Here is a 26,357-nt window from a genome sequence, read left to right as displayed (position 1 = left end):
AACCATCTCTCCCATGGCGCCGGGGGACGGAGCAGTCAGGAGACGGCGTGCGGGATATGACGGCGGGAAGTTGACCAGAATAAACGTTTCGGGGGGAGGGGGTACGGGGGAGGGGGACCTTTTCAAAGGTCACCTTCCCCCGCAAAACCCGGCCCCTTCCCCCTCCAGGGAGAGAAAAGACATATGCGTATCAAGTTTTGCGGCATGCGGCGTCAGGAGGATATAGAGGCGGCGGCCGGGCTGGGGGCGGACATGGTGGGTTTCGTTTTTCATGCGGCGAGCCCGCGCGGCTGCGGGCCGGAGCAGGCGGTGGCGTTATCTGCGCCGGGGCTTGCGCGGGTGGGCGTTTTTGTGGAACAGAAAGAGGAGGAGATAGCCCGCATCATGGCGGCGGCGCGGCTGGATGTGGCCCAGCTCCACGGGAGTCAGGACACGGCGGCCTGTGCGCGCCGGCTGGGGGCGGAGCGGCTGTGGCGGGTCGTCTGGCCGCAGCGGTATGCGGATATGGTGGCCTTGCAGGCGGAGCTGGAACGGGAGGCCCCGTATTGCGCGGCGTTTCTGGTGGATGCCGGCAAAGGGGGCGGCGGCAGCGGGCGCGTGCTGGACTGGGGAGCGTTGGGGCGTGTGCGCTGGCCGCGTCCGTGGTGGCTGGCCGGAGGGCTTGGGCCGGACAATGTGGCGGAGGCCCTGCGGCAGTGCGGGCCGGACGGAGTGGATGTCAATTCCGGTGTGGAAGACGCGCCGGGCGTGAAGAATCGGGAAAAGATGGCGGCGGTCGTGCAGGCCGTGCGTCAGGCGACGGCGGAGCCGTTGCGGGAGGAAGAATGAAAAAGGGCTATTTCGGCGAATTCGGCGGCTGCTTCGTGCCGGAGCTGCTCATGCCGCCGCTGCTGGAAGTGGAAGCGGCCATGCAGTCCATCCTGCCTACGGAGCGTTTTCAGGCGGAACTGCGGGATCTGCTGCACAATTTTGCCGGGCGTCCCACGCCGTTGACGTTCTGCCCGCGTCTTTCCGAGGAGCTGGGCATCGAGCTTTGGCTCAAGCGGGAGGACCTGCTGCATTCCGGGGCACACAAGATCAACAATACGCTGGGGCAGGCGCTGCTGGCCAGGTATATGGGCAAGACGGCGCTGGTGGCCGAGACCGGAGCCGGACAACACGGGGTGGCCACGGCCGTGGCGGCGGCCCGGCTGGGCATGCGCTGCACGGTGTACATGGGCGCGGAGGACGTGGAACGGCAGGCTCCCAATGTCATGCGCATGCGTTTGCTCGGGGCGACGGTCATCCCGGTGGAAAGCGGCACGCGTACGCTCAAGGACGCCATCAATGAGGCTCTGCGGGCCTGGATAGCCCAGCAGCAGACCACGCATTACTGTTTCGGCACGGCGGCCGGGCCGCATCCCTTCCCCACGCTGGTACGGATGTTCCAGCAGGTCATCGGGGAGGAGACGCGCGAGCAGATGCGGGAGCGGGCGGGCAAACTGCCGGATGCCGTGGTGGCCTGCGTGGGCGGCGGCTCCAATGCCATCGGCATGTTCCATCCTTTTCTGGACGAGCCGGGCGTGAAGCTCATCGGTGTGGAGGCCGCGGGCTCGGGCGAGCCGGGTTGCTTCAATTCCGCGCCGCTCAGTCTGGGGGTGCCGGGGGTGCTGCACGGCAGCCTGACCATGCTGCTCCAGAATGACGACGGGCAGATTGAGCCCTCCCAGTCCATTTCCGCCGGTCTGGATTATCCCGGCGTCGGGCCGGAACACGCCTATCTGCACAAGAGCGGCCGGGTGCGGTATGTGATGGTGCGGGATCAGCGCGCGCTGGCGGCCTTTGAACGGCTTTGCCGGGCCGAGGGCATTTTGCCCGCGCTGGAATCCTCGCATGCGCTGGCCTGGGCGCTGGACCATGCCGAGGAATTCGCGCCGGGCAGCAAGGTGGTGGTCAACTTGTCCGGACGGGGCGACAAGGATCTGGGCATCGTGCGCAAGGCGCTGGGCTTGCAGGCCGTGGGCGAGTTTTGCTGAAGGAGGGTGGAGTCATGCATATTTTGGAAGAGAAGATCCGCGCTGCGCGTGAGGCCGGACGAACGGCCCTTATCCCCTTTGTGACGGCCGGTTTCCCTGATGAGGGCAGCTTCTGGCCCGCCGTGCGGGAACTGGACGAGGGCGGCGCGGACATCATCGAGATCGGCATCCCGTTCTCCGACCCTGTGGCTGACGGGCCTGTGGTGGAAGAGGCTTCCCGCCGGGTGCTCAGCGACGGCATGAGCCTGGCTCGTCTGTTGAGCGAACTGGAAGCGCGCAAGGATTTTTTCCATTGCGGCATGGTGCTCATGGGCTATTACAATCCCATCATGCAGTACGGGCTGGAAAAGTTTGCCGAGGATGCGGCCCGTGCGGGCGTTCATGGCGTCATCGTGCCGGATCTGCCGTATGAGGAAGCCGGCGAGCTGCGTGCCCTGCTGGCTACGCGGGGGATCGCCCTGATCGCGCTGGTGGGGCCCAATACGGATGAAGAGCGCATGCGGCGTTACGCGGAAGTCAGTCTGGGATACGTCTATGTGGTCTCGACGATGGGCACCACGGGCCAGCGTTCGTTGCTCGTGCCGCAGGTGGCGGCCACCATGCGCCGGGCGCGTACGGTATTCTCCCTGCCGCTGGCGCTGGGCTTCGGCCTTTCCGAACCCGCGCAGATAGAGGACTTGCCGCCGGACGCCCGGCCTGATGCCGCGGTTTTCGGCAGCGCCCTGCTGCGCCATCTGGACGAAGGCGGCAGCGCCGCGACCTTTATCGCCCGCTGGAAATAGAGCGTTTCGCCTTTGAAAAAGGAGGGCCGCGAGGCGGCGGCACAGTGCCGCCGCCCGGCCGAAACCAAACGGAAAAAACCGCATTTTTTCCGCGAAACGACGGGCCGTATGGTGTGAAACGCGAAGCGTTTCGCACTGAAAATGATTTAGATCCTGGATACGGAAAAGAAGCGCAGGGGCTGCCGTGGCGTCACGGCAGCCCCTGCTTTTGTGAGAGGGTGGGGGGGAGTGCGGCGGCCTCAGACTGGCCGGGCCGCCGGGAGGTTGTGCTTAGATCTCGCTTTCAGCGATGCCGCAGGCTCGCGCCACGCCCGCGCCGTAGGCCGGGTCCGCCTTGGCGCAGTTGCGGATGTGGCGCAGCTTGATCTCCTTGGGGGCGTCACCAAGGGCGCGGGCCGTGTTGCCGAAGAGAGCTTCCTGCTGCTCGGGCGTCATGAGCCGGAAGAGGCGGCCGGGCTGCTCGAAGTAGTCGGCATCATCGCAGGGGTAGTCCCAGCGGGCCGCATCGCCGCTGATCTTCAGGGGCGGTTCCGTGAAGTCCGGCTGTTCCTTCCAGGCGCCTTCGCTGTTGGGCTCATAGCTCGTATAGCTGCCGTGGTTGCCGTCCACGCGCATCTGGCCGTCGCGATGGAAGCTGTGGAAGGGGCAGCGGGGCCGGTTGACCGGGATCAAGTGATGATTGACGCCGAGACGGTAACGCTGGGCGTCCCCGTAGGAGAACAGACGCCCTTGCAGCATCTTGTCAGGCGACACGCCGATACCGGGAACGAGGTTGGCGGGATTGAAGGCGGCCTGCTCCACTTCGGCAAAGTAGTTTTCCGGGTTGCGGTTCAGTTCCAGCACGCCCACCTCGATGAGCGGATAGTCGGAGTGGTACCAGACCTTGGTCAGGTCAAAGGGATGGTAGGGCAGCTTTTCGGCGTCCTCTTCGGGCATGACCTGGAAATAGAGCGTCCAGCGGGGATAGTCGCCCTTTTCGATGTGCTCATAGAGGTCGCGCTGATGGCTGTCGCGGTCGCGGCCGATGAGTTCCTGCGCTTCGGCGTCGGTCAGGTTCTTGATGCCCTGCTGGCTCTTGAAGTGGAACTTGACCCAGAAACGCTTGTTTTCCGCATTGATCAGGCTGTAGGTATGACTGCCGAAACCGTGCATGTGACGGTAAGTGGCCGGAATGCCGCGATCGCTCATGACCACGGTGATCTGGTGCAGCGCTTCGGGGAGCAGCGTCCAGAAATCCCAGTTGTCCTTGGCGCTGTGCATGTTGGTGCGCGGATTGCGCTTCACCACATGGTTCAGATCCGGGAATTTCAGCGGATCGCGCAGGAAGAACACCGGCGTATTGTTGCCCACCATGTCCCAGTTGCCCTGATCCGTGTAAAATTTGACGGCAAAACCGCGGATGTCACGCTCGGCATCCGCCGCGCCGCGCTCGCCCGCCACCGTGGAGAAGCGGACAAAAACATCGGTCTTCTTGCCGATCTCGGCAAAGAGCGAAGCCCGGGTGTAGGCGGTCACGTCGTGCGTGACCGTAAAGGTGCCGTAGGCCCCGGAACCCTTGGCGTGCATGCGGCGCTCGGGGATGACTTCGCGGTCGAAATGGGCAAGCTTCTCCTGAAACCAGACGTCCTGCATGAGCATGGGCCCGCGCGGTCCGGCGGTGAGGGCATGATTGTTGTTGGGGACGGGCGCGCCGGCGTTGGTGGTGAGAAGATCCTTGTTGTCTGCCATGATGTGCTCTCCTTGCGGGTTGATCGTTGAAGGGGAAGCGAACTAACGGCCTGTTGCGCCGTTGCTGAAGTCAACATGGCAAAGAACAGGTGAAAAGTAAATAGTAATAATTACTATTATCATTAAAAAGTACTTAACCCCCTAAGATTTCAGAAAATAAATTTCAAATTAGGCTTTTGTCAGCTGAAACCTGAAGGAAGGGTAAGTAAATGTGCATGAAAGTTCAGCGATGTCCCACGGAGAAAGCGCGCGGGGGAGGGGTAGGGGAGTTTGAGGGGGAGGGGGACCCCGCCCGCGCGAGGCGCGGGGTCCCCCTCTCCCTCAAAAAAGAGGCACGCCCGGCATATGTCAGGCCCGCAGGCGACGCAGCACAGGGACCAGCAGCGCAATGGACAGGCCCAGCGCGATGATGGGGCAGAAAGCCCAGCGCAGACTGCCTGCGGCGTGGGAGAGGAAGCCGATGAGTGGCGGGCAGCCCAGGAAGCCCAAAAAGCTCACGCTGGACACAAGGGAGATGCCTACGCGCGCGGGGACTCTGGTGGATTTGCCTGCGAGACTGTAGCAAAGCGGCACGACCGAGGCCATGCCGTAACCCACAAGCCCAAGGCCCAAGGTGGCCGGGACAAGAGAGGGGAAGAGAACAGCCAGACTCAGCCCCGCTGCGATGGAAAGCCCGCTCAGACGCAGCACCAGCGCAACGCCGAAACGATTGACCAGGCCGTCCGCGGTAAGGCGGCCCAGCACCATGCAGGCCATGCAGACCACATAGCCTACGCGGACGAGGGCCTCGCCGGGCTGAACGACATCGGCAAAATAGACCGAACTCCAGTCGTACATGGCGCCCTCCGTCGCCATGCTGCCCAGGGCGATGAATCCCAGTACCAGCAGGTAGGCGTCCATGCGGAAACGCCCGGAAGTTTTCGCTTTCTGGCGTCCACCGATGCGTACGGCACGCGGCAGCGTCCAGTGCCGCAGGCTGAACAGCGTGAGCAGCACCAGACAGAGGACGGCGCAGAAGTGCGGCAGCGGCGCGATGCCCTGCGGGGCGATGGCGGCTCCCAGGAGACCTCCCACAAGGCCGCCAAGGCTCCACATGCCGTGAAAGGTGGCCATGATGCTGCGGCTGTAGAGGATCTCCACATCGACCGCCTGCGTGTTGAGGGCGATATTGAGCATATTGTTGGCAAAGCCGAAGCAGAGCAGTGCGGCAAACAGCAGCGCGGGCGACGGGGCGAGGCCCAGCAGCACAAGACAGACGGGCATGAGCAGCAGGGCGCAGTCGATGCCGTGACGGCTGCCGATACGCCCAAGCAGCCAGGCGGTGGGCGCGATGGCCAGCATCTCGCCCAGGGGCGCGGCCAGCAGGATGCTGCCCAGGGCGGCATCCCCCAGCGAGAGGCGTGCCTTGATGTCGGGGATGCGGATGGCCCATGAGGCGAAGACGAGGCCCATGACAAAAAAGAAGGCCATGAGCGCGGTGCGGTAGTAGCGGCGTGGAGAGAAATGACCGGCGGCAGGAGAAGGCATGGCAAGGATCCAGGTAAGAGTTACAGGGGGAAGGCCGTAAGGCAGAAGCAGTCTGCACTGAAGCTCTTCAGGATGCAAGAGCTGACCGATATACTGTCTGCACAGTCTTGATCTGCGTGTCCAGGCGGCCAGCACCACCTTTTCCTTCCTCTGGCGGGAAGAAAACCGGCCGTACGCTGGCTGGTGCTTCCGCCATTTTTTTTGCATCCGCGTCGGTACGGCATGCCACACGGTTTAGGTGCAGGCGGTGGCGTTGCGCTTGGGCCGGCATGCGGCGGGACGGCCTCAGCGGGAGGAGGGCAATGAAAGAGGCCCTGACCGGGGGGATACCCGGCCGGGCCTCATGATGGCGTGTCCGGCCTGTCATGCAGGCTGGGGCAGACGTTGCGGCATGTCCGCTACTTTATCTGCTTGAGATAGGCATTGGTCGCGTACTTGCCGTCGGCGACCTTCTTGGCTTCATCCGCCGTGATGCGGCCAATGCTGCTGAAATACGCGGCGATGTCGGCCTGCCACTGCTGCACCTGACTCGGCCCCTTGCTGTCGTCAAAGAGGGCGAGCTGCTGTTGCAGATCGTAGACGGGATGGTACTGCAGGTCCTTGAGCGCCAGGGTCGCGTCATAATCCTTGCCCACGAATTCGCGGTGGAAACGCTGGTACTCGCCGACAAGCATCTCCGGAGTGGTTTCCTTGAACATCTTGACGGCGCGCAGATAGACGCTCAGGAAACGCGCCGTGACGTCAGGATTTTTTTCCGCATAGCGCGTGTCGGCCACCAGCACGATGGGATTGCCCTTGCCCAGCGTCTTCATGTCGGCGGCGAGAACGGCTCCCTTGTCCATGGCCACGAACATGTGCGGGGCCCAGAGGCCCACGCCGTCGCCGATGTTGTTTTCAAAGGCGGCAAGGGCCTGCGCCTGATCCATGTTCTTGATGGCGATGTCGCTGTCGGTCAGCCCAAGGGTCTCCAGCCAGGCGCTGAGGGCATAGTGGGCCGAGGAGACCGTGGTGACCAGAAAGGTCTTGCCGCGCACCGTCGCGGGGCTGCCCAGAACGGCGGGATGCTCCTTGTTCCAGCCCTTGACTTTGGCGATGGGGCTGTCAGGCCGCACCAGCACCGCATTGCAGCGGGATTCGTCATTGCCCAGGGCGATGATGGACGTGCCGTAGCGCAGGTTGCCCAGCATAGCCGGCACGGCCCCCATGCCGGCATACACCCATTTGCCGGAAGGAAGCGCGTTCAGGATATCCGCGCCCGAGCTGAAAAGCTGCATCTTGATCTTCAGCCCGGCCTCAACGTCCCAGCCCTTTTCCACCGCATACCACATGAGGAACGTCTCGTGCTCGTCAAGCCAGGCCGTGGGAACTTCCACAAGCTCGGCGGCCGATGCCGGACGGATGCCCGTGCTCAGCAGCATGAAGGCGGCAAGAGCCATACAAAGAAGTTTTTTCAGCATACACGTCTCTCCAAAAGATGTTGTCGGCAGGCAGGATGGTGGGGGATGTCCCCGGGGTGATGCTTCTGGCGGACAGTGCGTACCGTGCCGCCGTATTCTTTCAGCATACGCTGTCCTGACGCGGGCCGCAAGTGTACGAATGCCCTGAAAAAGCGGTAAATGCCGCAGGAGGCAAAAGTACGGTATGCGCTGAGGAGGAAAGAGGCGGCAGGCTGTCCAGGCGGAAAGACGGGATCGCTATCCCGGCGGGGGGAGACTGCCCGTCCGCAGGTAAAAAAAGCGCCCTCCGTTTGCACAGAGGGCGCTTGACGTTGCCGTCATACCGTCCGTTGCCTGCGAGCAGGCGGGACAGTGCGTGCCGAATGCTTACTTCAGCAGGTCGGCGGCGGGCACGTAGGGCAGACCGAAGGCGTCGGCCACACCCTTGAAGGTGCATTTGCCGTTGACGGTGTTCAGGCCGCGAGCCAGCGCGATGTTGTCGGCGCAAGCCTTCTTCCAGCCCTTGTCGGCCAGCTGCAGAGCGAAGGGCAGGGTGGCGTTGGTCAGGGCGTAGGTGGAGGCGATCGGCACAGCGCCGGGGATGTTGGCCACGGAGTAGTGGACGACGTCGTGCTTCACGAAGGTCGGGTTTTCGTGGGTGGTCGGATGGCCGGCGGTGGTTTCCACAGCGCCGCCCTGGTCAATGGCCACGTCCACCACGGCGGAACCGGGGCGCATGGTCTTGATCATTTCTTCGGTCACCAGCTGCGGGCACTTGGCGCCGGGGATGAGCACGGAACCGATCACGAGGTCGGCGTCCTTCACGGCGGCGGCGATGTTGTGGCTGTTGGAAGCCATGGTCTGCACGCGAGCGCCGAAGATGTCGTCGAGGTAACGCAGACGGTTCAGGTTGTTGTCGAGGATGGTCACTTCGGCGCCGAGACCGATGGCCATCTTGGCAGCGTTGGTACCCACGATACCGCCGCCCACGATCACGACTTTACCGCGCTGCACGCCAGGCACGCCACCCAGCAGCACGCCGCAACCGCCGGCATGCTTGGTCAGGATGTTGGCGCCCACCTGGATGGACATGCGGCCGGCCACTTCGGACATGGGGGCCAGCAGGGGCAGGGTGCGGTCTTCGGGCTGCACGGTTTCGTAGGCAAGGCCCACCACGCCGGAGTTCAGCAGGGCGTCGGTCTGGGGCTTGTCGGCGGCCAGGTGCAGGTAGGTGAAGAGCAGCAGGCCTTCACGGAAGTACTTGTATTCGCTCTGCAGAGGCTCCTTGACCTTCATGATCATGTCGGCCTTGGCCCACACGTCGGCCACGGGCAGCATGGTGGCGCCAGCGGCTTTGTATTCGTCGTCGGAGATGCGGCTGCCGAGACCGGCGCCCACTTCGATCATGACGTCGTGGCCGTGGTCTTTCAGAGCTTTGACGCCGGCAGGGGTGATACCCACGCGATGTTCATTGGCCTTGATTTCTTTAGTAACGCCGATAAGCATTTGAAGCCCTCCTGAAAGGCTGCAAGTGAATGATGAAAAATTCCGTACATGACGGACATACCCTTTCGCAAACGGACTTGGGGCAACCGTGCTGATCAGCCGAAACGGCCGGATCTTTCAGGTAGGGTATTGCTCCAAGGCTTGCGGCGCCTGCCGATGCGGTTGGGCCTTCGTGTCTCATCGGGGCACGTGCTCATTTCTGCATCATTGAACAGACAAACAGGTCCGCTCCGCAGCTCGCGAAAAGACCCTAGCCCTTTTCCGTTGCAACAGCAAGAGGATTGCACGGGGTTTTCACGAAAAAAAAATTTCTTTCACGAACTGGCCGGAGACGGCATCCGTCAGGCTGAGGTCGGCGCTTGCCGATCCCCCGGCAGAGCGGCAAGCGTCGACCTCAGCGGCAATTGCACAGCGTTCCCTGGCGCAGCGAAGGCAGACGGATGGCCTGGCGCTCGAGCTCACGGCGCAGTTCCGTCAGGCGGCTCGCAAGGCGAGGCGGCAGCTTGTTCCCTTCCCCTGCGGCGAAGCTGCGAAGGTCGGTGATGCCGACCCCCTTGTCCGCCAGCGTGTAGGTGACGATATCCCCGCCGCGGAAATTCCCCCGCACATGGCTGGAGACGATCTCGTAGACGGCGCGGTCTCCCTGCTTGAGGATGGAGGTGAGCACCTGGCCGGGGCGCAGCCTGTCCTGATCTTCGGCCATTCCTATGGCCAGCGCCTGCTGGCCGGCCAGCACGTCCAGCGCGGCAAGTCCCGCGCTGCCTGCCGCCAGCACCACGATATCCGCGCCTTCCGCGAGCAGTTCGCGACAGCCGGCCTGTGCCCGCTGCGTGTCCTCGAAAGAGTCAAGGCTGCGGTGGACGATGCGTATCTCCGGGTCGATCAGCCGGGCGCCTTCCAGAAAGCCGTTGAGCATGGTGACGATGGGGCCGGTCTCCTTGCCGGAGAGCCAGCCCAGGGTCTTCTGCGGGTTCATGCCCCGGCTGTCCGAGACCGTCAGCATGGCGGCAGCCGCCCCGGCCAGAAAGGCCGCCTGCTCGTCGGCAAAGGTGACGGACATGATATTGGCGGCCCGGACCCCGGTATCTATGCAGCCGAAATGCACCTTGCGGAAGTTGCCTGCATTGTTGCGGAGCACTTCGTGCAGACTGTCGTCGGCAACGAGCACAAGGTCGGACCGGGCGGCCTCCTCTCGGAAAATGGCCTGCTGATCGCTGTCCGCCGGGGCGGCGACCACCCGGGCCGTGATGCCGAAATCTTTTTCGGCGCGGGCAAGGCCGGCCCGGAGCTGATCGTGCCAGCCCTTGTCGGGCGTCAGACTTTCCAGCAGCAGACAGACCGTGCCTGCCGTGGCGGGCTGCGCCGCGTGGACAGGCAGCGAGGACAGACACAGAAAAAGACAGAGCGCCAGACAGGCGAGCGTGCCCGGCAGGCGGCGGGACAGGGGCCGGGACAAAGTACGGCACAGGGACGGGGACGGGAAACGGCGCGGCGGCATGGGCATGGCGAGGTCTCGCGAGGGAAGGGGAATAAAAAGACGGGGCCAGTCCGGCGGCAGCCCCATGGGACAAAAAAAGGGGGGCCGAAGCCCCCCTTGTCGTCAGTGTGCGTGCCGATTAGGCAGACACCTTGGCCAGAGCCTTGTCGATGGCATTGACCAGTTCGTCAATGTCGGCCTGAGTGGAGATCAGGGCCGGGCTGAGGCAGATGGTGTTGTTGAACTCGCGGAAGCTGCGCGAGGTCTTGCCGATGATGACGCCCTGCTTGAAGCAGTCGCCCACCACGGCGCCGGCCACGGATTCGTCCACCGGTTCCTTGGTGGTGCGGTCCTTGACCAGTTCCAGACCGGCGAAGAGGCCCTTGCCGCGCACGTCGCCGATGATCTGGTACTTGTCCTTCAGCTCGAGCAGGCGGCCCATGAGGTATTCGCCCTGTTTCACGACGTTGTCGAGCAGGTGTTCTTCTTCGATGATTTCCATGTTGGCGATAGCCGCGGCGGGGCCGGAGGTGCAGCCGCCGAAGGTGGAAATATCGCGGAAGTAGGCGTCGCGGTCATTGGGATCGTTGATGAAGTCCTGGAAGACTTCTTCCGTGGTCACGGTGCAGGAGATGGGCGCGTAGCCGCTGGCCACACCCTTGGCCATGGTGACGATGTCGGGCTTCACGCCGAAGTGCTGGTAGCCGAACCACTTGCCGGTACGACCAAGGCCGCACACCACTTCGTCGATGATCAGGAGCACGCCGTACTTCTTGCAGATTTCCTGCACGGTCTCGAAGTAGCCGTCCGGGGGCACGATGACGCCGCCGCCGGCGGTGATGGGCTCGAGGATCAGGCCGCCCACGGTATCAGGATCTTCCTTCTGGATGACTTCTTCGATCTGCTTGGCGAATTTCTTGCCGAGATCGGCGCAATCACCGAAGGGCGAACGATACGCGCAGCAGTGGGGCACTTCCACGAAACCAGGGGTGAAGGGGCCGAACTGGTTGCGGCGCTCGTACTGACCGCAGGCGCTCAGCGTGGTGATGGTGGTGCCGTGGTAGTCACGGTCACGGTACAGGATCTTGCTCTTTTTGCCGCCGTGCTTCAGAGCGGAGATCTGGCGGACGATCTTGAAGGCCTTTTCGTTGGCTTCGGAACCGGAGTTGGAGATGTACACGCGGCTCATGCCGGGCATCTTCTCAATGAGCTTCTTGGAGAATTCGATGGTCGGGATGTTGCCGTAGGAGTTGGCGAAGTAGCACAGCTTCATCAGCTGATCGGCCACAGCCTTGACGATCTTTTCACGACCGAAGCCCACGTTGACGGTCCACACGCCACCGGACACGGCATCAAGATATTCCTTGCCGTTGATGTCCTTCACGCGGTTGCCCTTGGCTTCCACGAAGACGGTCGGGTCGGCATGTTCATACACTTTGTGCTGGGTCAGATGGTGCCACACATATTTCTTGTCGGTGGCGATCAGATCGGCGGGATTGCACTGAGCCATGGTAGCCTCCAAAATCATTTAGGTGTCTAGGGCTCATTTCTACGGTGGCGCCGCACGCGCCGTCGCAAGCCAGGGCCCTTTCGGAACGTGGTTCACATTGGCTAACAGGACAAATAGGAGTTTTAAAAACCCTTGTCAACCGCAAGCGATTTTTTTTCGTATTCACCTGGAATGAAACATAAAAAAATGCCTCCTCCCTGCTTTTTTTCTTGAGGTCGGGCGCTTTTCCGGCACGGGAGCGCCTCGGAGCCGTCCCCAAGGGCAAAAAAAGGCGCTTTTTCGTATCATTACTGTTTTAACTTTTTATTTTAGATGGTTATTGCATATTATGCCGGTATGGCCGCAAAGGGGGCAGGCCGGAGGCTGTGAAAAAAATCTCTCGCTTTTCGACCGTCCCGCTGCTATGGTCGATGATGTGCCCCGCAGGGTAAGCCGGGGCCGCCATGCGTGCATGTCGGCCCTTCCGGCCAGACCCGGGCCGAGTCCGGAACGTCTTTAGCTCATTAGCTCATTTGAGGAAGAAATCATGCCGAATTTTACCCTCCCGTCCTGGCTGGATGTGCGTGCCATCGAGGAAGCGCTGGCCTGTGCCGTGGCGCCCGATGCCTCCCGGCTGAAAGGCATTCTTGACAAGTCCCGCGCACTTCGTCCCCTGACGCTGGCGGAAACGGCGACGCTCATGTGCGTGACCTCGCCGGACGGCCTGCTGGCCATCATGCGGACTGCCGACGAGGTGAAGCAGAAGGTCTACGGGGACCGCATCGTCCTTTCGGCGCCGCTGCACCTCACCAATCACTGCGGCAGCGAATGTCTCTACTGCGCCAACCGCAAGGGCAACGACATGGTGCAGCGCAAGTACATGACCTCGCCCGAGATCAGCGAAGCCGGCCGCAAGCTCATCCGGCAGGGGCACAAGCGCGTCTTTCTGGTCAGCGGGCAGCTGCCCAACGCCGATGTGGAATACCTGGCGGAAGCGGTGAGCATCCTCTATACGCTGTATGAAGGCGATGGCGAGATCCGCCGGGTCAACGTGAACGTGGGGCCGCTGGCCGCCGATCAGTACGATGTCCTGCGTGCGGCCGACGTGGGCTCCGTCCTCCTGTATCAGGACACCTACCATCCCGAGCACTATCAGGCCGTGCACAAGGCCGGCCCCAAGGCCAATTACGAGCGGCGCGTCAACGCCGCCGACGAGGCCCTGAGCGCGGGCATGGGGGATGTGGGCCTGGGCCTGCTGCTGGGGCTTGCCCCGTGGCAGTTCGATGTGCTGGCCCTGAGCCTGCATGCCGCGCATCTGGCCAGCGTCTACGGCACGGGCGGGCACACGGTGAGCATGCACCGCATGCGCCCCGCACCCGGCGGCCTGACGCAGGCTCCCTTCCCTGTGAGCGATCAGGACTTCCTGCGCTGCGTGGCCATCACGCGTCTGGCCATCCCTTACACGGGCATCATCCTCAGTTCCCGCGAGCCGTCCGGCCTGTGGCGCGACGGCTGCGGCGTGGGCTGTTCGCAGCTGCTGACCGGCAGTGTGGCCAATCCCTATGAAGACTGGAGCCCGCTGCCCGGCCCCGGCGGCGTGCCCTTCCCCATCGGCGAGAACTGCCATGTGGACGATGTGGTGAGCTTCCTTCTGGAGGAGGCCCGCCATCTGCCATCCTTCTGTACGGCCTGTCCTCGTCTGGGCCGCAGCGGCGTGGAGTTCCTCTCCATGGTGCGCGAGTGCGGCATGAAGGGCCAGTGCGGGCCCAACTCCATCGCCTCGTTCCTGGAGTTCCTGCTCCATTACGCCACGCCCGCCACCCGCCGCCTCGGGGAAGCGCTCATTGAAGAGAAGCTGGCGGCCATGCCGGAGCCGGACAAGGGAGCGTCCGTGCGTCTGCTGCAGAAGGTCAGGGCCGGGCGCGTGGACGAATTCATCTGAGGCCGGCAGGACCGGCAGACGGCAAAGATCCCCTGTTTCTTCTCTGCGGAGGTCGCCCCTGCGGGCGGCCTTCCGCTTTACGGGCCCATTTTATCAGCATCCGGAGACATCGGAGGTGCGTCGCCTCATGCAGCGCAGACATCGTTTCAGCCCCTATTTCGACAAGCAGGACAAGGACATCAGGACGCTGGTCAACCGCATCCTCGACGCGCCCGACAGTGCGCCGGCCACGCTTTCCGACGACCTGGCCGATCCTGAGCTGCATCCTCACGGCATAAAGGAGATGGTGGCCTCCCAGGCTTCGCGCATGGCGTACGCCACGGTGAACCTGCTGCGCAATCTGGAGGTCGGCGGCTCCAACTCCCGCGACAGGCTGTGTGCGCTGCAGAGTCTTTTCGATGAAGTGCTGGCCAGCGCGCATTCCCCCCTGCGCCGCAATACGGCGCGCGTCCTGCTGCAGATCATGAAGGATATGGTGCGCCTGCAGGGCGACCGTACGGAGCAGCTCAAGCTGGCGCATGACTTCCGCAAGGCCGCTCTGGGCACGCCGCGTGTGGTGCGGCGCATGCTCGCGCGCTACCATCTGCCGGAAATGCCGGAGGAGTGGAACCAGATCGCCTTTGACGACCATGTGTACGACGTCAACACCAAGGGCCGGAAGACGCCGACGCATCTCATCATGGATGCCTGGATCAAGGGCCTGCGATCCCTGACGGTGCTTTACGACAACTGCATCGAGCTGGATGCCGCGGAAGAGCTGCTGGATGCGGCGGGCATAACCGGGATGACCGTCCGGGTGGGGATCGAGTATCAGGTGCCGTTCCACGGGCGGTTCGTCAGTTTTTTGTGGGTGCCGCGCGGCTTCGTCTCCCGCCAGGGTTTTCTGGACTTCATGCACAGTGCGCCGGTGGAAAAGATGCAGGAGCGGGGCAGGGCGGTGCTGCACTGGTGGCGCGAACGGGCCCTGAAGGCGCTCGATCTCTGGAACGAGCGGCAACGCCCGCAGCTGCAGGCAAAATGGGGCGTGTCCGTTTCGCCTGCGGATTCCGACGATTTCCTGGATTTTCTGGGCAGACGGCATTCCGTCATGCTGCGGCTGGCCGAATACCTGCATCAGCTCATCCTGCCGAGCCTGCGCCTGCGGGCCCGCCAGCTGGAAGGGCGGGCCGCGGAGGGCGATGAGGCCGCCCGGCAGGAGATCCGGGAGCTGGAACAGATCTCCGTCGATGTGGTCTATCATGAATGGTTCGCCGCCCTGCTTGACGGCGAGCTGCCCGATGCGGGTATGCCCGGCAGCGCGCCGGATGAGCCGGAATTGCGCCGCCTGCCCGCCGCCGAGCTGACCCGACAGCTGCGGGAGCTCATGCCCGGCTATCAGCTGACGCTCTGTACGGAAAACCTGACCGCCGAGGACGTCATCGAATTGCTCTGGGATTGTCAGGGCGGCATCACCCATCTGGAGATATTCAATACCAAGAGCTGGATGCTGGGCAAACTGGGCGGCATGGCGTCCATCAGTCAGCTCTTGCAGGTGCTCAATCACGGGCACGGGCCGCGCATGAAGCAGATGATCCGCCAGATCATACGGCGCATGGCGCAGGAGGGGGACAGCGAGCGCCTGGCCAAGTTCCAGGAGATCCTGCGCAATGTGCCCAAGCTCTGGGAGACCTACCGGCGCAGCCCGCTGCGGACGCAGCTCGGCAGCAATGCGGCAACGCGGTTGCGATCCTTCGGCATGGGCTTCGCCATCATGGAGACGCTGCCGCCGCGCGGCGTGGCGGCCCTGCGCCGGGACGGCTCGCCCTGCATCCCCATTCATGTGCCTGTGGAGGAAAAGCTCGTCTTTGCCGAGCCCGAGCATGCCGGCTGGCTGCAGCGGCTGTTTGGCCGCTGCCGCTCCCTGCCCCTGCTGGAACGGCTGGGCAAGGAAAGGCGGCAGGAATGGATATCCGCCAGCGAGGACTGCCGCTACAGCGAGCAGGGAAATATCCACACGCTGGGCGGACACAACATCCCCGCGCCCAATGAACTCCTGGAAAAGGAAAAGGCCCCGGACGGCGCGCCCGGCTTCCGCTATCTCAATACGGGACTGAGCCTGTGGGCCAAGGTGCTGGTGGGCTTCATCCCCGCCTTCTTCACCTTCCAGGCCACCCAGCAATGGTGGGTGCTCGCGTGGTTCGGCAGCTTCATCTGGTTCGGCATCACGGGGGTACGCAACGTCCTGCAAATGGTCATGGCGGCGCAGGGGGCCACGCGCGGCACGCTGACGCACTGGAAGGAACACGTCAGCATGAACCGCCTGTGCGACTCCCTCATGTATACCGGCATCTCCGTATTGCTGCTTGAGGGCATCATACGGGCCGGCCTGCTGCAGGACCTGTGCGGCGTGACGGTGGAGGACAGACCGCTGCTCGTCTTTGCGGTGCTCAACGTCATCAACGGCTTCTATATCTTTGCCCACAACATCTACCGCGGCTTCCCCCGGCAGGCGGCCATCGGCAACCTGTTCCGCAGCGTCCTGGCCATCCCCATCTCCTCTCTCTACAATACGGGGCTCTGGGCCCTGCTGCTGAGCGTGGGCGTGACGGATCCGCTGGCCTATCTGGCCCCGAGCGCGGCCATCATTTCCAAGACCGCCTCGGATACCGTGGCGGCGCTCATCGAGGGGGTGGCCGACAGCAAGGTCAACATGCGCATGCGCCGTCGGGACTATGAGGGGAAACTGCGCCGCGCCTTTGATTACTATACCCGGCTGGAGATGCTCTTCCCGCGGGAGGACGCCCTCATCAAGCTTGCCCGGCCCGGCGGCCTGGGCGAACGGGGAGGGCGCGAGGCCCGCAAGCTCGAGCGGGCGCTCATCATCGCCGCTCTGGACCTCATGTACTTCTGGTTTTATCTGCCGCGGGCCCAGGAAGCCTGCCGGCAGATCATCCGGGGCATGTCGACGGCCGACAGAAGGGTGTTCTTTCGTTCTCAATTGGTGCTTTTGCGCGAACGGGAGATCTGTCAGCTCATGGTGGACGGTCTGATTGGACACAACTTTGCAAAACCGCTTGCTTTTTTCCTTGACAAGCACGGCGAATACCTGCGGGCCATGACGCAATTGTGCCGGAGCAACGTACGGAAAGGGACGACTGCGCAGAATGGCGCGGAAGCGATGGACAGCCTGTAGCGGGGTTGCATCTGGCTTGCGGCATGGCGGTTTGCCGCCCCTGGCGCGATGTTTTTCCTATTGTGTTGTGCGCTCAAACAGCCTTGTGATTTTTGGAGCTGTCACTCGTCTTTATGCAAAAAAGAGCTTGTCATAAGTCCGTGAGTGCCGTAATCTGACTCCTAACCATCACAAAACACGCCGCAGAGCCCTTTGCGGTAGAAAAAAAGGAGTCGTTATGAGCACGGACGTGAAGAGCATGCACATGGGTCAGATCACCTCTTTCTTCATCCCCAACGTGACGCTGGTGGGTGAAAATTGTTGCTCCGAAATTCCCCGGCGTCTGAAAAATATCGGCGGTAAGCGTCCGCTCATCGTGACCGACAAGGGGATCGCCGCCTGCGGCATCCTCAAGCACATTACCGACATCCTGGACAAGGCCCGCATGAAGTACGTGGTGTATGACGGCACGGTGCCGAACCCCACGGACAAGAACGTGGCCGAAGCCACGGAGATGTACAAGGAAAACAAGTGCGACAGCCTCATCACCCTGGGCGGCGGCAGCTCGCATGACTGCGGCAAGGGCGTGGGCTTCGTGGTCAGCAACGGCGGCACCATCCATGACTATGAAGGCGTGGACAAGTCCTCCAAGCCCTTCCCGCCGTATGTGGCGGTCAACACCACCGCCGGTACGGCGTCGGAAATGACCCGCTTCTGCATCATCACCGATACCTCCCGCAAGGTGAAGATGGCCATCGTGGACTGGCGCTGCACGCCCAGCGTGGCCATTGACGACCCCGTCCTCATGATGAACATGCCCGCTTCCCTGACGGCGGCCACGGGCATGGACGCCCTGACCCACGCCATCGAAGCGTACGTGTCCACCGCGGCCACGCCCATGACCGATGCCTGTGCCGAAAAAGCCATGGAATACATCAACCGTTACCTGCGGCGTTCCGTGGCCTGCGGCGCCAAGGACAAGGAAGCCCGCGAAGGCATGTGCTACGCCCAGTACCTTGCCGGCATGGCCTTCAACAATGCCAGCCTGGGCCATGTGCACGCCATGGCGCACCAGCTGGGCGGCTTCTACGACCTGCCGCACGGCGAGTGCAACGCCATTCTGCTGCCCCATGTCTGCGAATACAACCTTATCGCCTGCCGCCGCCGCTTCGGCCGTGTGGCCAAGCTGCTGGGCGAGCGTGTGGACCATCTGAGCGCCAGCGATGCGTCGCATCGCGCCATCGAGGCCATCAACATCCTTTCCCGTGACGTGAACATCCCCGCGGGCCTCATCGCCCTGGGCAAGAAATACGGCAAGGAAGTGCGTGAGGAGGACATCCCCACCATGACCGCCAATGCTCAGAAGGACGCCTGCGGCCTGACCAACCCCCGCATCATGACGGATGCCGCTGTGGCCGCCATTTACAAGGCCGCCCTCTAAGCCGTTCGTTCGCCGGCCGGTGAGCCTTGGCCGGCGCGTCCGCTGACTGACGAGCCCCCCGCTCCCGCGAGCGGGGGGCTTTTGCCAGCCTCCCCACCCATCTTCGCCCCCTTGCCCAAAGCGCCCGTCCCCCGTCGAAAATTTTTCGTTTGAAACACCCGGCGTTTCAAATCATACGGTCTGGTCTTACGCGGAAGAAGCGCGGCTTTTCGCTGGGGTTGGGCCGAACGGCGCTGTGCCGCCGCCTCGCATTTTGCCTATGGCGAAGGTAAAATGTTCTCGGGGAGCGCGCCTCGCGGCGGCATCCTCCATGCGGGGATAATGTTACATTATGAAATTTAATGCTTTCAGGCCATTAAACGGAGCTCTTGCTATCAGGAAATATTCCTTGGTATTTTGCCTAAAGGGCAGCCTGTATCCGACGATAAGCTAAGAAACTTCGTAGAGGAGCGATTTATGGGTATTGTTCTGCATGCCATTCTCCTGGTGCTGGCAGCCATCCTTGCCGTTGCGGGGACGACCGGTCTGGCCGGAACCCTTCTGCTTGTCCTGCTCATTGCCGGCTGTCTTGCGGGTATCGGATTCTCCGTCCTTGCCGAACGGGAGAAAAAGCGCATGCGGGAAGTGCTGGGCGGCGGCGCCGGCAGTCTTGCCGAGCAGGCGGCGGCCCTGCTGCAGCGGGAGCGCGCGCAGGGGGCGGCCCGCATCAGCGAGCTGGAGAGCAAGCTTGCCGCTGCGGAAGAAGAGCGTGCGGCGGCCCGCAGCGATCTGGACAAGGCCAATGCCGGGCTGAAAGAGCTTACGGAGCAGGTGGAAGCCCGCAGGAAGCTGCTGGCCAAGGCCAATGGCGTATGTCTTGGTCTTTCGCGCGAGACGCGCAGCATCTCGCAGGTGGTGGCCAACGTGAACCACGGAGTGGAAGTGCAGCGCTATCAGCTCGAGGAGACCAGCTCCGCCATGACGCAGATCAGCGACGCCGCCGTGGAGTCGGCCCGGCGGGTGCAGGATCTGTCCGACAGCGCCGAGACCTCGCGCAGCAAGGCCAGCGTGGGCGAGCAGGATGTGCGCAGCGCCGTGGCGTCCATCGACTCGGTCAAGGAGACCATCCTGCACCTCAAGGGGGCCATGGACAAGCTGGGCCAGCGGGCCAGCAGCATCGGGCAGGTGATGAGCGTCATCAATGAAGTGGCCGACCAGACCAACCTGCTGGCCCTCAATGCCGCCATCGAAGCGGCGCGGGCCGGCGAGGCCGGGCGAGGCTTCGCGGTGGTGGCCGACGAAGTGCGCAAGCTGGCCGAAAAGACCATGACCGCCACCAAGGAAGTGGAGGACGCCGTCCGCGCCATCCAGGACGAGACGCACAACAACGTGCAGGCCGTGGAAGCCGCGGCGCAGCTGACGGTGGAAGGGGCGGAGCGCGCCGGTCGCGCGGGCGAATTCATGGGAGAGATCATCAACTGCATGGAAGAGACGGCCGACCATCTCAAGGTCATTGCCGCCGCCGTGGCGGAGCAGTCCGGTCAGAGCAGCCAGACAAGCTCCTCGCTGGCGGCCATCCATCAGGTCGCCGAGGAAAACGCGGACAATATGGAGAGCTTCACGGGCTCCATCCTTTCCCTCAAGAGCGGTATTGAAGATCTTGGCATGATCGTCAACGCGCTGTTCAGCGGCAATCTGGAAATGGCTTCCTCCAGCGACAAGTTCGTGCAGTGGACGGACAAGCTCAACCTCGGCGTGCAGCTGGTCGACGAACAGCACCGCATGCTGTGCAGCTATATCAATGATCTGTACAGTGCCATGAAGAACAATTCCGCCAAGGATGAGCTGGCGACCATCATGCAGCATCTGCGCGAATACACGGCCTCGCACTTCAGTACGGAAGAGCAGCTTTTCGAACATTCGGCCTACCCGCATACCCGCGAGCACAAGGATGTGCACCGCCGCTTTGTGGCCAAGCTGGAAGAGTTCGAGTCGCAGATCAAGAACGGCACCACCACGGTCAGCATGGACCTGCTGGCCTTCCTCAAGGACTGGCTCATCAACCATATCCAGGGGACCGACCCGGGCTACGTCTCCTATCTCAAGGGGCACGGCAGAAGCCGCTAGGCGGCCGCCGTCCCGTTTGGGAAAGAAAAAGGCGCCCGGTGGAGAGCCGGGTGCCTTTTTTGTTGCCGCTGCGTGGGCGAAAAAAAAGCGCCCGGGCGCTGTTATAGATCAGACTGAGGATCAGGCGGACAGCATGCGCAGGAAGGCGGCATGCAGCCGGGTATCTGGCGTCAGTTCAGGATGGAAGGAGGTGGCAAGGATGTTCCCCTGCCGGACGGCCACGATCCGCTCCCCTTCGCCGCCATGCGCCGTCATGTCCACGCGGGCCAGCACGTCCACGTCCGGGCCCACCGCCGTAATGAGCGGCGCGCGGATGAAGACGGCCCGCAGGGGAGCGTCCAACCCCTTGACGGCAAGATCCGTCTCAAAGCTGTCCACCTGCCGGCCAAAGGCGTTGCGGCGCACCGAAGCATGCAGCAGGCCGATGCGCGGCTGCGTCGAGTCCTCGATGGTCTCGCACAACAGGATGAGCCCGGCGCAGCTGCCGTACACGGGCATGCCCGCGGCGATGCGCTCGCGGACGGGCTCGAGCATGTCGAGCTCCGTCAGCAGCTTGCCCATGACGGTGCTTTCGCCGCCGGGAAGGATGAGGGCGTCGATGCCGTCCAGATGCCTGCGCTGGCGCAGTTCCCGCACATCCGCTCCCAGCCGGGAGACGGCCGCCGCATGTTCCCTGAATGCCCCCTGCAGGGCAAGAACGCCAACCAGCGCCATATTACCAGCCCCGTTCCTGCATGCGCTCGGCAGCGGGGATGTTGGATATCTCGATGCCGACCATGGGTTCGCCCAGATCCTTGGAGATCTCGGCCAGCAGCTTGTAGTCATTATAGTTCGTCACGGCCTGCACGATGGCCCGGGCACGCTTGGCCGGGTCGCCGGACTTGAAGATGCCGGAACCCACAAAGACGCCGTCGCAGCCAAGCTGCATCATCAGGGCCGCATCGGCGGGGGTGGCGATGCCGCCGGCGGCAAAGTTCACCACCGGCAGGCGGCCCTCCTTGCGGACCAGCAGGCAGATCTCCAGCGGCGCGCCGATCTCCTTGGCGTAATTGGCCACTTCATCCTCAGGCAGGACGCAAAGACGCCGGATGTCGTCCAGCACCTGGCGGCAGTGGCGGACGGCCTCGATGACGTTGCCGGTCCCGGGTTCGCCCTTGGTGCGGATCATGGCCGCTCCTTCGGCGATGCGGCGCAGGGCTTCGCCCAGATTGCGGCAGCCGCAGACAAAGGGGACGGTGAAGTCCCGCTTGTTGATGTGATACTTGTCGTCGGCGGGAGTAAGCACCTCGCTTTCGTCGATGTAATCCACGCCCAGTGCTTCCAGGATGCGCGCTTCCACAAAGTGGCCGATGCGCGCCTTGGCCATGACGGGAATGCTCACGGCCTTCATGATGCGTTCCACGATGGTAGGATCGGCCATCCGGGCGACTCCCCCGGCGGCGCGGATGTCCGCAGGCACGCGCTCCAACGCCATGACGGCGCAGGCCCCGGCGTCCTGGGCAATTTTCGCCTGTTCGGGAGTGGTCACGTCCATGATGACGCCCCCCTTGAGCATCTCAGCGAGGCCCGTCTTGAGGCGAAGGGTACCCTGTTCCATAGTGTTGTTCTCCTTTTTGTACCGGAATTCCGGAAAAAAGGGGAATGAACGCCGCACGAATACGGCAAGGATTCCCAATTTAGACGATTCGGCCGGGCATGCAAGCATTTTTTTTGCCGTATGGCGCAGGATGCGGGGCTCGGGAGAAGAACTTGCTTTTCCGTCTGGAGCGGTCTACTAATCAATTTTTTGTGAGAAGGAATATGAGCGGAATATATGTACGTTTGCCTGTGGTGCGCGGGCCGCTGGCCGGGGAGGAGACACCGTCCCCGCTTGCCGGGCTGCCCCGTCTGTGGCCGGGACTGCCCCGGGAAGATGAGACGCTCCGGCAAGGGGCGAGCGGCGCACCCGCGCCGCAGGGGCCGTGGTTCCATCCCGGGAATTTCCCGCTGACGCCGCAACAGGCGCTGGCCTGTCTGCAGGATCTGCAGCGCATGACCGATGCGGCGCTGAGCGGGACGCCGTTGCGCGCCTGGCAGGGCCGGCAGCGCGACTCCCTGCGGGGGCAGGCCGAAAGCGCGGCGCGTGCGGCCTTTGCCGCCGGGGCGGGCGACGAGACGGCCGCGCTGGCGGCGGCCGAGGCGGCCGAGGCGCGGGAACGCCTTTGCCGGGCGCAGCGGCTTTTGCTGCTCTGCTGGCTGCAGGAGGAGCGTCTTGCCGAGATGGCCGCCCTGCACCGGCGCTATGCCGGAGGCCGGGCCCACCTGGCTGCCGCGCTGGACGGCGAGAACGCGGACGCCGCCTCGTCGGATCTTCCGGACGACATCCTGCGGGGAGTGATGCCCGAACAGCCGGAGGAGGCCGCCGCTCTGGCGTCCATGCTGCCGCCGTGGCGGCGGGTGCTGGACGCGGCCTGTCACTTCCTGCCCGAAGGGGCATGCATCGTGGCGGAAGCCGGCCTGCGCGAGGCCCTGCTGGAACGTGGCGACATGCTCCCGGCCCCGGCGGAGCTGCGGACGGAGCTCGCCTGCGAGGACGGCCCCCCCCTTCTTGTCCTTGAGGCGCCGCTCTGGCAGGTGCTGCAGCGCCCGCGCTGCCCGGGCTGCCAACCGCATTGGGAACGTCCTCTTATCTTGCTGACGTGGGGGAACTGACGATGGGCGAACTGTTTCCACAGGGACTTGGCGGAGTCATCTTTGACTGTGACGGCGTCATCATCGACTCTCGCTCCGCCAACGGCATCTACTACAACCGGGTGCTCGAGCACTTTGGTCTGCCGTCCATGACCCCGGAGCAGGAGCGCTTCTCCTTCATGGCCACGGCAAGACAGGCGCTGGAGCATATCCTGCCGGAGGAACTGCATCCGCAGATAGATTACGTCACCCGAGAGGTGGTGAACTACCGGCGGGACATCCTGCCCCTGCTGCGTCTGTGCGACGGCTTCCGTGAGACGGTGGACTGGCTGCACGCCCACGGCGTGCGCATGGCGGTGGACACCAACAGGACGGGCATCGGCGTGCAAACGGTTCTGGACATTTTCGGCATGCCTCCCTATTTTAATCCTGTGGTTGCCGCGGATACTCCCGGCATTCTGCCCAAGCCCAGCCCGCAGGGCGCGCAGTACATCCTGTCGGCCTGGGGCCTGCCGCCGGAGCGTGTACTCTTTGTGGGAGACAGTTCTCACGACGGCAGGGCGGCGGGCGCGGCGGGCATCCCGTTCGCTTCCTTCGGCAATGAGGAGCTGGCGGGGGATGTGGTGGTCATGGACTATGCCGCTCTTCGGGCGGCTCTTACTGACAGCGTGGAGCGACAAGCGTGTTCGTGATTCAAAATGTTCTTATGGCCGTGGTGAGCGTGCTCAGCACGCTGCTCAATCTCTATTTCTGGATCGTCATCGTTGCGGCGGTCATCACCTGGGTGCGGCCGGATCCCTACAATCCCATCGTGCGCGCTCTGCGCATGATGACGGAACCGGCTTTCTACTATGTCCGCAAATGGATGCCCTTCACCTACCGCGCGGGGATCGACTTCTCTCCCGTGGTAGTGCTGCTGGCCATCCAGCTCGTCGATCAGATCGTCGTGCGTTCCCTCGCGCAGTACGCCGCCTCGATATAGACCGTTCCGCTGCGGCGGGCGGACGGCGGCCCGGGACCGGGACGCGCCGGGGCGCGATCCCCGTGCAGGCCGGCTACGGCATGGCCGCCGAGCCTGTCCCGGCATCACCTGTAATCATGCCCAGCCGGGCTTCAACCCCTAACACTGGAGATTTCTTATGGATCAGCATGAAATTGAACTTCTGGAAAAGTTGGCCCCCACTGATCCGGAGCTGAAATCCCTCTGGGAAGACCATGTGCTCTATGAAAAGCAGGTGGAAAAGCTGGAAGCCAAGACCTTCCGCACCCCCACCGAGGAGCAGACCCTCAAGCAGCTGAAGAAGCAGAAGCTGGAAGGCAAAACCAGACTGATGGAATTGTTGGATAAATATCGCGCCGAAGGCAAGTAACGGCGCAGGAGCCTTATCGTCATGGAACTCACAGGTGCACAGATTCTCCTTGAATCCCTGAAAAAGGAAGGGGTGGACGTGCTGTTCGGCTATCCGGGCGGCGCGGTCCTTGATATTTATGATGAACTGCCGCGCCATCCCGAGCTGAAGCATATCCTGGTTCGGCACGAGCAAGGGGCTGTGCACGCGGCCGACGGCTATGCCCGCGCTTCCGGCAAGGTGGGCGTCTGTCTGGTGACTTCCGGTCCCGGCGCCACCAATACGGTCACGGGCATAGCCACGGCCTACTGTGACTCCATTCCTCTTGTGGTCTTTACCGGACAGGTGCCCACGAAACTCATCGGCAACGATGCTTTCCAGGAAGTGGACATCGTGGGCATCACCCGGCCCTGCACCAAGCATAATTTTCTGGTCAAGGACATCCGCAAGCTGGCCAAGACCATCCGGCAGGCCTTCTATCTCGCCCGCTCCGGGCGGCCCGGCCCCGTGCTCGTGGACCTGCCCAAGGACGTGATGCAGGCCCATGCGGAATTCGTCTGGCCTGAAGACATCTACATGCGCAGCTACAACCCCACCTACAAGCCCAACCTCAATCAGTTGCGGCGTGCGGTGGAAGTGCTGGCGCAGGCCCGCCGTCCCATGATCCTGGCCGGCGGCGGCGTCATCATGTCCGATGCGGCGGCGACCCTCAGGGAGCTGGCCCATGCCCTGCATCTGCCCGTATCCTGCACGCTCATGGGGCTTGGCGCTTTCCCGGCCACGGACGACCTCTGGCTGGGCATGGTGGGCATGCACGGGGCCTATGCCGCCAATATGGCCATCAACAATGCCGACGTGCTCGTCTGCGTGGGCGCGCGCTTCGACGACCGCGTAACGGGCAAGATCTCCGCTTTCGCCTCGCACGCGCGCATCATCCACATCGACATCGACCCCACGTCCATCCGCAAGAACGTGGAAGTGGACGTGCCGGTGGTGGGGGACTGCAAGCTGGCGCTCTCCGGCATGCTGGACATCGCCGCGGGCAAGATGGCGCACGTGGACTGGCGGGGCGATCATGAGGCCTGGTTGGAGACCGTGGCCCAGTGGAAGCAGAGCAAGCCCCTCGGCTACATCCGCAATGACCACATCAAGCCGCAGCACGTCATCGAGGAAGTGTACGCGCTCACCAGCGGCGAGGCCATCATCACCACCGAAGTGGGCCAGAACCAGATGTGGGCGGCTCAGTTCTATCCCTTCACCCGGCCCCGTACCCTGCTGACCAGCGGCGGGCTCGGCACCATGGGCTACGGCTTCCCGGCCTCCATCGGGGCGCAGTGCGCCTTCCCGGACAAGAAGGTCGTGGCCGTGGCCGGTGACGGCTCCATCCAGATGAACATCCAGGAGCTGGCCACCGTGGTGCAGTACCGTCTGCCCATCAAGGTCATCATCCTCAACAACCGGCATCTGGGCATGGTGCGGCAGTGGCAGGAACTGTTCTATGACCGCAACTACAGCTTCACCAACATGGAGGCGCAGCCCGATTTCGTGAAGCTGGCCGAGGCCTACGGCGCCGAGGGCTACCGCATCTCCCGGCCCGAGGAGCTGCGCCCGGTGCTGGAGGCCGCGCTGTCCTCGCCCAATCCGGCCATCGTGGACGTGACCGTGGAACGTGAGGAAAACGTCTATCCCATGGTGCCCGCCGGGGCTGCCCTGGACGAGATGCTCTTGGTGTAGGAGG

General features: G+C 63.4%; 20 protein-coding genes. 12 read left to right on the top strand and 8 right to left on the bottom strand.

Annotated elements, in window-relative coordinates; translation table 11 throughout:
• The first annotated feature begins 183 nt into the window (after window positions 1-183).
• From Q0K12_RS06420 to trpA, 3 genes are read left to right on the top strand one after another with little or no spacing between them, the layout of a single operon-like run.
• The gene (locus Q0K12_RS06420) at window positions 184-828 is read left to right on the top strand and encodes a phosphoribosylanthranilate isomerase (protein ID WP_297261168.1); all 645 of its coding nucleotides are present in this window, start codon (window positions 184-186) and stop codon (window positions 826-828) included.
• On the top strand, window positions 825-2,015 hold the full coding sequence (gene trpB / locus Q0K12_RS06415; RefSeq protein WP_297261166.1) for a tryptophan synthase subunit beta: 1,191 nt from the start codon (window positions 825-827) through the stop codon (window positions 2,013-2,015). The genes Q0K12_RS06420 and trpB overlap by 4 nt, the downstream gene beginning before the upstream one ends.
• A 14-nt stretch (window positions 2,016-2,029) precedes the next feature.
• Window positions 2,030-2,797, top strand: a complete 768-nt coding sequence (gene trpA, locus Q0K12_RS06410; RefSeq protein WP_297261165.1) for a tryptophan synthase subunit alpha — start codon at window positions 2,030-2,032, stop codon at window positions 2,795-2,797.
• Between the two features lie 270 nt (window positions 2,798-3,067).
• On the opposite strand, the gene Q0K12_RS06405 is transcribed toward trpA, so the two are convergent.
• The 6 genes from Q0K12_RS06405 to Q0K12_RS06380 form a co-directional block, all read right to left on the bottom strand.
• Window positions 3,068-4,525, bottom strand: a complete 1,458-nt coding sequence (locus Q0K12_RS06405) for a catalase (protein ID WP_297261162.1) — start codon at window positions 4,523-4,525, stop codon at window positions 3,068-3,070.
• A 348-nt stretch (window positions 4,526-4,873) separates the two neighbouring features.
• Window positions 4,874-6,052: an MFS transporter gene (locus tag Q0K12_RS06400; protein ID WP_297261160.1), complete on the bottom strand. Its 1,179-nt coding sequence runs from the start codon at window positions 6,050-6,052 to the stop codon at window positions 4,874-4,876.
• A 398-nt stretch (window positions 6,053-6,450) separates the two neighbouring features.
• Window positions 6,451-7,509 carry an ABC transporter substrate-binding protein gene (locus Q0K12_RS06395; protein WP_297261157.1) on the bottom strand — a complete coding sequence of 353 codons (1,059 nt, stop codon included), beginning with the start codon at window positions 7,507-7,509 and terminating at the stop codon, window positions 6,451-6,453.
• A 366-nt stretch (window positions 7,510-7,875) separates the two neighbouring features.
• The gene (gene ald / locus Q0K12_RS06390; RefSeq protein ID WP_297261155.1) at window positions 7,876-8,994 is read right to left on the bottom strand and encodes an alanine dehydrogenase; all 1,119 of its coding nucleotides are present in this window, start codon (window positions 8,992-8,994) and stop codon (window positions 7,876-7,878) included.
• 394 nt (window positions 8,995-9,388) lie between these two features.
• Window positions 9,389-10,498 (bottom strand): BMP family ABC transporter substrate-binding protein, encoded by a 1,110-nt coding sequence (locus Q0K12_RS06385; RefSeq protein ID WP_297261152.1) that lies wholly within the window; start codon window positions 10,496-10,498, stop codon window positions 9,389-9,391.
• 112 nt (window positions 10,499-10,610) lie between these two features.
• Window positions 10,611-11,981, bottom strand: a complete 1,371-nt coding sequence (locus Q0K12_RS06380; protein ID WP_297261150.1) for an aminotransferase class III-fold pyridoxal phosphate-dependent enzyme — start codon at window positions 11,979-11,981, stop codon at window positions 10,611-10,613.
• A 526-nt stretch (window positions 11,982-12,507) separates the two neighbouring features.
• Between Q0K12_RS06380 and hydG the strand changes: the two genes are divergently transcribed.
• The 4 genes from hydG (at window position 12,508) to Q0K12_RS06360 (ending at window position 20,600) form a co-directional block, all read left to right on the top strand.
• Entirely contained in the window at window positions 12,508-13,902 is a 1,395-nt protein-coding gene (hydG, locus tag Q0K12_RS06375; RefSeq protein WP_297261148.1) for a [FeFe] hydrogenase H-cluster radical SAM maturase HydG, read from the top strand.
• 127 nt (window positions 13,903-14,029) lie between these two features.
• Window positions 14,030-17,074 carry a hypothetical protein gene (locus Q0K12_RS06370; protein ID WP_297261146.1) on the top strand — a complete coding sequence of 1,015 codons (3,045 nt, stop codon included), beginning with the start codon at window positions 14,030-14,032 and terminating at the stop codon, window positions 17,072-17,074.
• A gap of 217 nt (window positions 17,075-17,291) precedes the next feature.
• Window positions 17,292-18,494: an iron-containing alcohol dehydrogenase gene (locus Q0K12_RS06365; RefSeq protein ID WP_297261144.1), complete on the top strand. Its 1,203-nt coding sequence runs from the start codon at window positions 17,292-17,294 to the stop codon at window positions 18,492-18,494.
• Window positions 18,495-18,950: 456 nt separating this feature from the next.
• On the top strand, window positions 18,951-20,600 hold the full coding sequence (locus Q0K12_RS06360; protein ID WP_297261143.1) for a bacteriohemerythrin: 1,650 nt from the start codon (window positions 18,951-18,953) through the stop codon (window positions 20,598-20,600).
• Between the two features lie 120 nt (window positions 20,601-20,720).
• Here Q0K12_RS06360 and pdxT read toward each other — a convergent pair whose 3' ends face one another.
• The gene (pdxT, locus tag Q0K12_RS06355) at window positions 20,721-21,314 is read right to left on the bottom strand and encodes a pyridoxal 5'-phosphate synthase glutaminase subunit PdxT (protein ID WP_297261141.1); all 594 of its coding nucleotides are present in this window, start codon (window positions 21,312-21,314) and stop codon (window positions 20,721-20,723) included.
• Window position 21,315: 1 nt separating this feature from the next.
• Entirely contained in the window at window positions 21,316-22,197 is an 882-nt protein-coding gene (pdxS, locus tag Q0K12_RS06350) for a pyridoxal 5'-phosphate synthase lyase subunit PdxS (protein ID WP_297261139.1), read from the bottom strand.
• Between the two features lie 203 nt (window positions 22,198-22,400).
• On the opposite strand from pdxS, the gene Q0K12_RS06345 reads away from it, so the two are divergent.
• The 5 genes from Q0K12_RS06345 to ilvB all read left to right on the top strand — a co-directional run bounded on the left by Q0K12_RS06345 (window position 22,401) and on the right by ilvB (window position 26,353).
• Window positions 22,401-23,291, top strand: a complete 891-nt coding sequence (locus Q0K12_RS06345) for a hypothetical protein (protein WP_297261137.1) — start codon at window positions 22,401-22,403, stop codon at window positions 23,289-23,291.
• Between the two features lie 2 nt (window positions 23,292-23,293).
• Window positions 23,294-23,962 carry an HAD family hydrolase gene (locus Q0K12_RS06340; protein ID WP_297261134.1) on the top strand — a complete coding sequence of 223 codons (669 nt, stop codon included), beginning with the start codon at window positions 23,294-23,296 and terminating at the stop codon, window positions 23,960-23,962.
• Window positions 23,953-24,252, top strand: coding sequence for a YggT family protein (locus Q0K12_RS06335; protein WP_297261132.1), 300 nt, complete (start codon window positions 23,953-23,955; stop codon window positions 24,250-24,252). Before Q0K12_RS06340 ends, Q0K12_RS06335 begins: the two co-directional genes overlap by 10 nt.
• Before the next feature lie 157 nt (window positions 24,253-24,409).
• Window positions 24,410-24,640 (top strand): DUF465 domain-containing protein, encoded by a 231-nt coding sequence (locus Q0K12_RS06330; RefSeq protein ID WP_297228341.1) that lies wholly within the window; start codon window positions 24,410-24,412, stop codon window positions 24,638-24,640.
• Window positions 24,641-24,661: 21 nt separating this feature from the next.
• Window positions 24,662-26,353, top strand: coding sequence for a biosynthetic-type acetolactate synthase large subunit (gene ilvB, locus Q0K12_RS06325; protein ID WP_297261130.1), 1,692 nt, complete (start codon window positions 24,662-24,664; stop codon window positions 26,351-26,353).
• Window positions 26,354-26,357 lie beyond the last annotated feature (4 nt).

The sequence above is a fragment of the uncultured Desulfovibrio sp. genome (assembly GCF_944324525.1).
Taxonomy (GTDB): Bacteria; Desulfobacterota; Desulfovibrionia; order Desulfovibrionales; family Desulfovibrionaceae; genus Desulfovibrio.
Note: the sequence above shows the minus strand (reverse complement) of the source record. Positions and strands in the feature narration are given on the sequence as shown.

Excerpts from the sequence above, each read along its gene's own strand:
- Q0K12_RS06380 (WP_297261150.1), bottom strand. The coding sequence starts at position 11,981 with ATGGCTCAGTGCAATCCCGCCGATCTGATCGCCACCGACAAGAAATAT.
- Q0K12_RS06395 (WP_297261157.1), bottom strand. The coding sequence starts at position 7,509 with ATGCTGAAAAAACTTCTTTGTATGGCTCTTGCCGCCTTCATGCTGCTG.
- Q0K12_RS06370 (WP_297261146.1), top strand. The coding sequence starts at position 14,030 with ATGCAGCGCAGACATCGTTTCAGCCCCTATTTCGACAAGCAGGACAAG.
- Q0K12_RS06345 (WP_297261137.1), top strand. The coding sequence starts at position 22,401 with ATGAGCGGAATATATGTACGTTTGCCTGTGGTGCGCGGGCCGCTGGCC.
- ald (WP_297261155.1), bottom strand. The coding sequence starts at position 8,994 with ATGCTTATCGGCGTTACTAAAGAAATCAAGGCCAATGAACATCGCGTG.
- Q0K12_RS06420 (WP_297261168.1), top strand. The coding sequence starts at position 184 with ATGCGTATCAAGTTTTGCGGCATGCGGCGTCAGGAGGATATAGAGGCG.
- pdxS (WP_297261139.1), bottom strand. The coding sequence starts at position 22,197 with ATGGAACAGGGTACCCTTCGCCTCAAGACGGGCCTCGCTGAGATGCTC.
- trpB (WP_297261166.1), top strand. The coding sequence starts at position 825 with ATGAAAAAGGGCTATTTCGGCGAATTCGGCGGCTGCTTCGTGCCGGAG.
- ilvB (WP_297261130.1), top strand. The coding sequence starts at position 24,662 with ATGGAACTCACAGGTGCACAGATTCTCCTTGAATCCCTGAAAAAGGAA.
- hydG (WP_297261148.1), top strand. The coding sequence starts at position 12,508 with ATGCCGAATTTTACCCTCCCGTCCTGGCTGGATGTGCGTGCCATCGAG.
- Q0K12_RS06330 (WP_297228341.1), top strand. The coding sequence starts at position 24,410 with ATGGATCAGCATGAAATTGAACTTCTGGAAAAGTTGGCCCCCACTGAT.
- Q0K12_RS06400 (WP_297261160.1), bottom strand. The coding sequence starts at position 6,052 with ATGCCTTCTCCTGCCGCCGGTCATTTCTCTCCACGCCGCTACTACCGC.
- Q0K12_RS06385 (WP_297261152.1), bottom strand. The coding sequence starts at position 10,498 with ATGCCCATGCCGCCGCGCCGTTTCCCGTCCCCGTCCCTGTGCCGTACT.
- Q0K12_RS06405 (WP_297261162.1), bottom strand. The coding sequence starts at position 4,525 with ATGGCAGACAACAAGGATCTTCTCACCACCAACGCCGGCGCGCCCGTC.
- Q0K12_RS06360 (WP_297261143.1), top strand. The coding sequence starts at position 18,951 with ATGGGTATTGTTCTGCATGCCATTCTCCTGGTGCTGGCAGCCATCCTT.
- Q0K12_RS06365 (WP_297261144.1), top strand. The coding sequence starts at position 17,292 with ATGAGCACGGACGTGAAGAGCATGCACATGGGTCAGATCACCTCTTTC.
- pdxT (WP_297261141.1), bottom strand. The coding sequence starts at position 21,314 with ATGGCGCTGGTTGGCGTTCTTGCCCTGCAGGGGGCATTCAGGGAACAT.
- trpA (WP_297261165.1), top strand. The coding sequence starts at position 2,030 with ATGCATATTTTGGAAGAGAAGATCCGCGCTGCGCGTGAGGCCGGACGA.
- Q0K12_RS06340 (WP_297261134.1), top strand. The coding sequence starts at position 23,294 with ATGGGCGAACTGTTTCCACAGGGACTTGGCGGAGTCATCTTTGACTGT.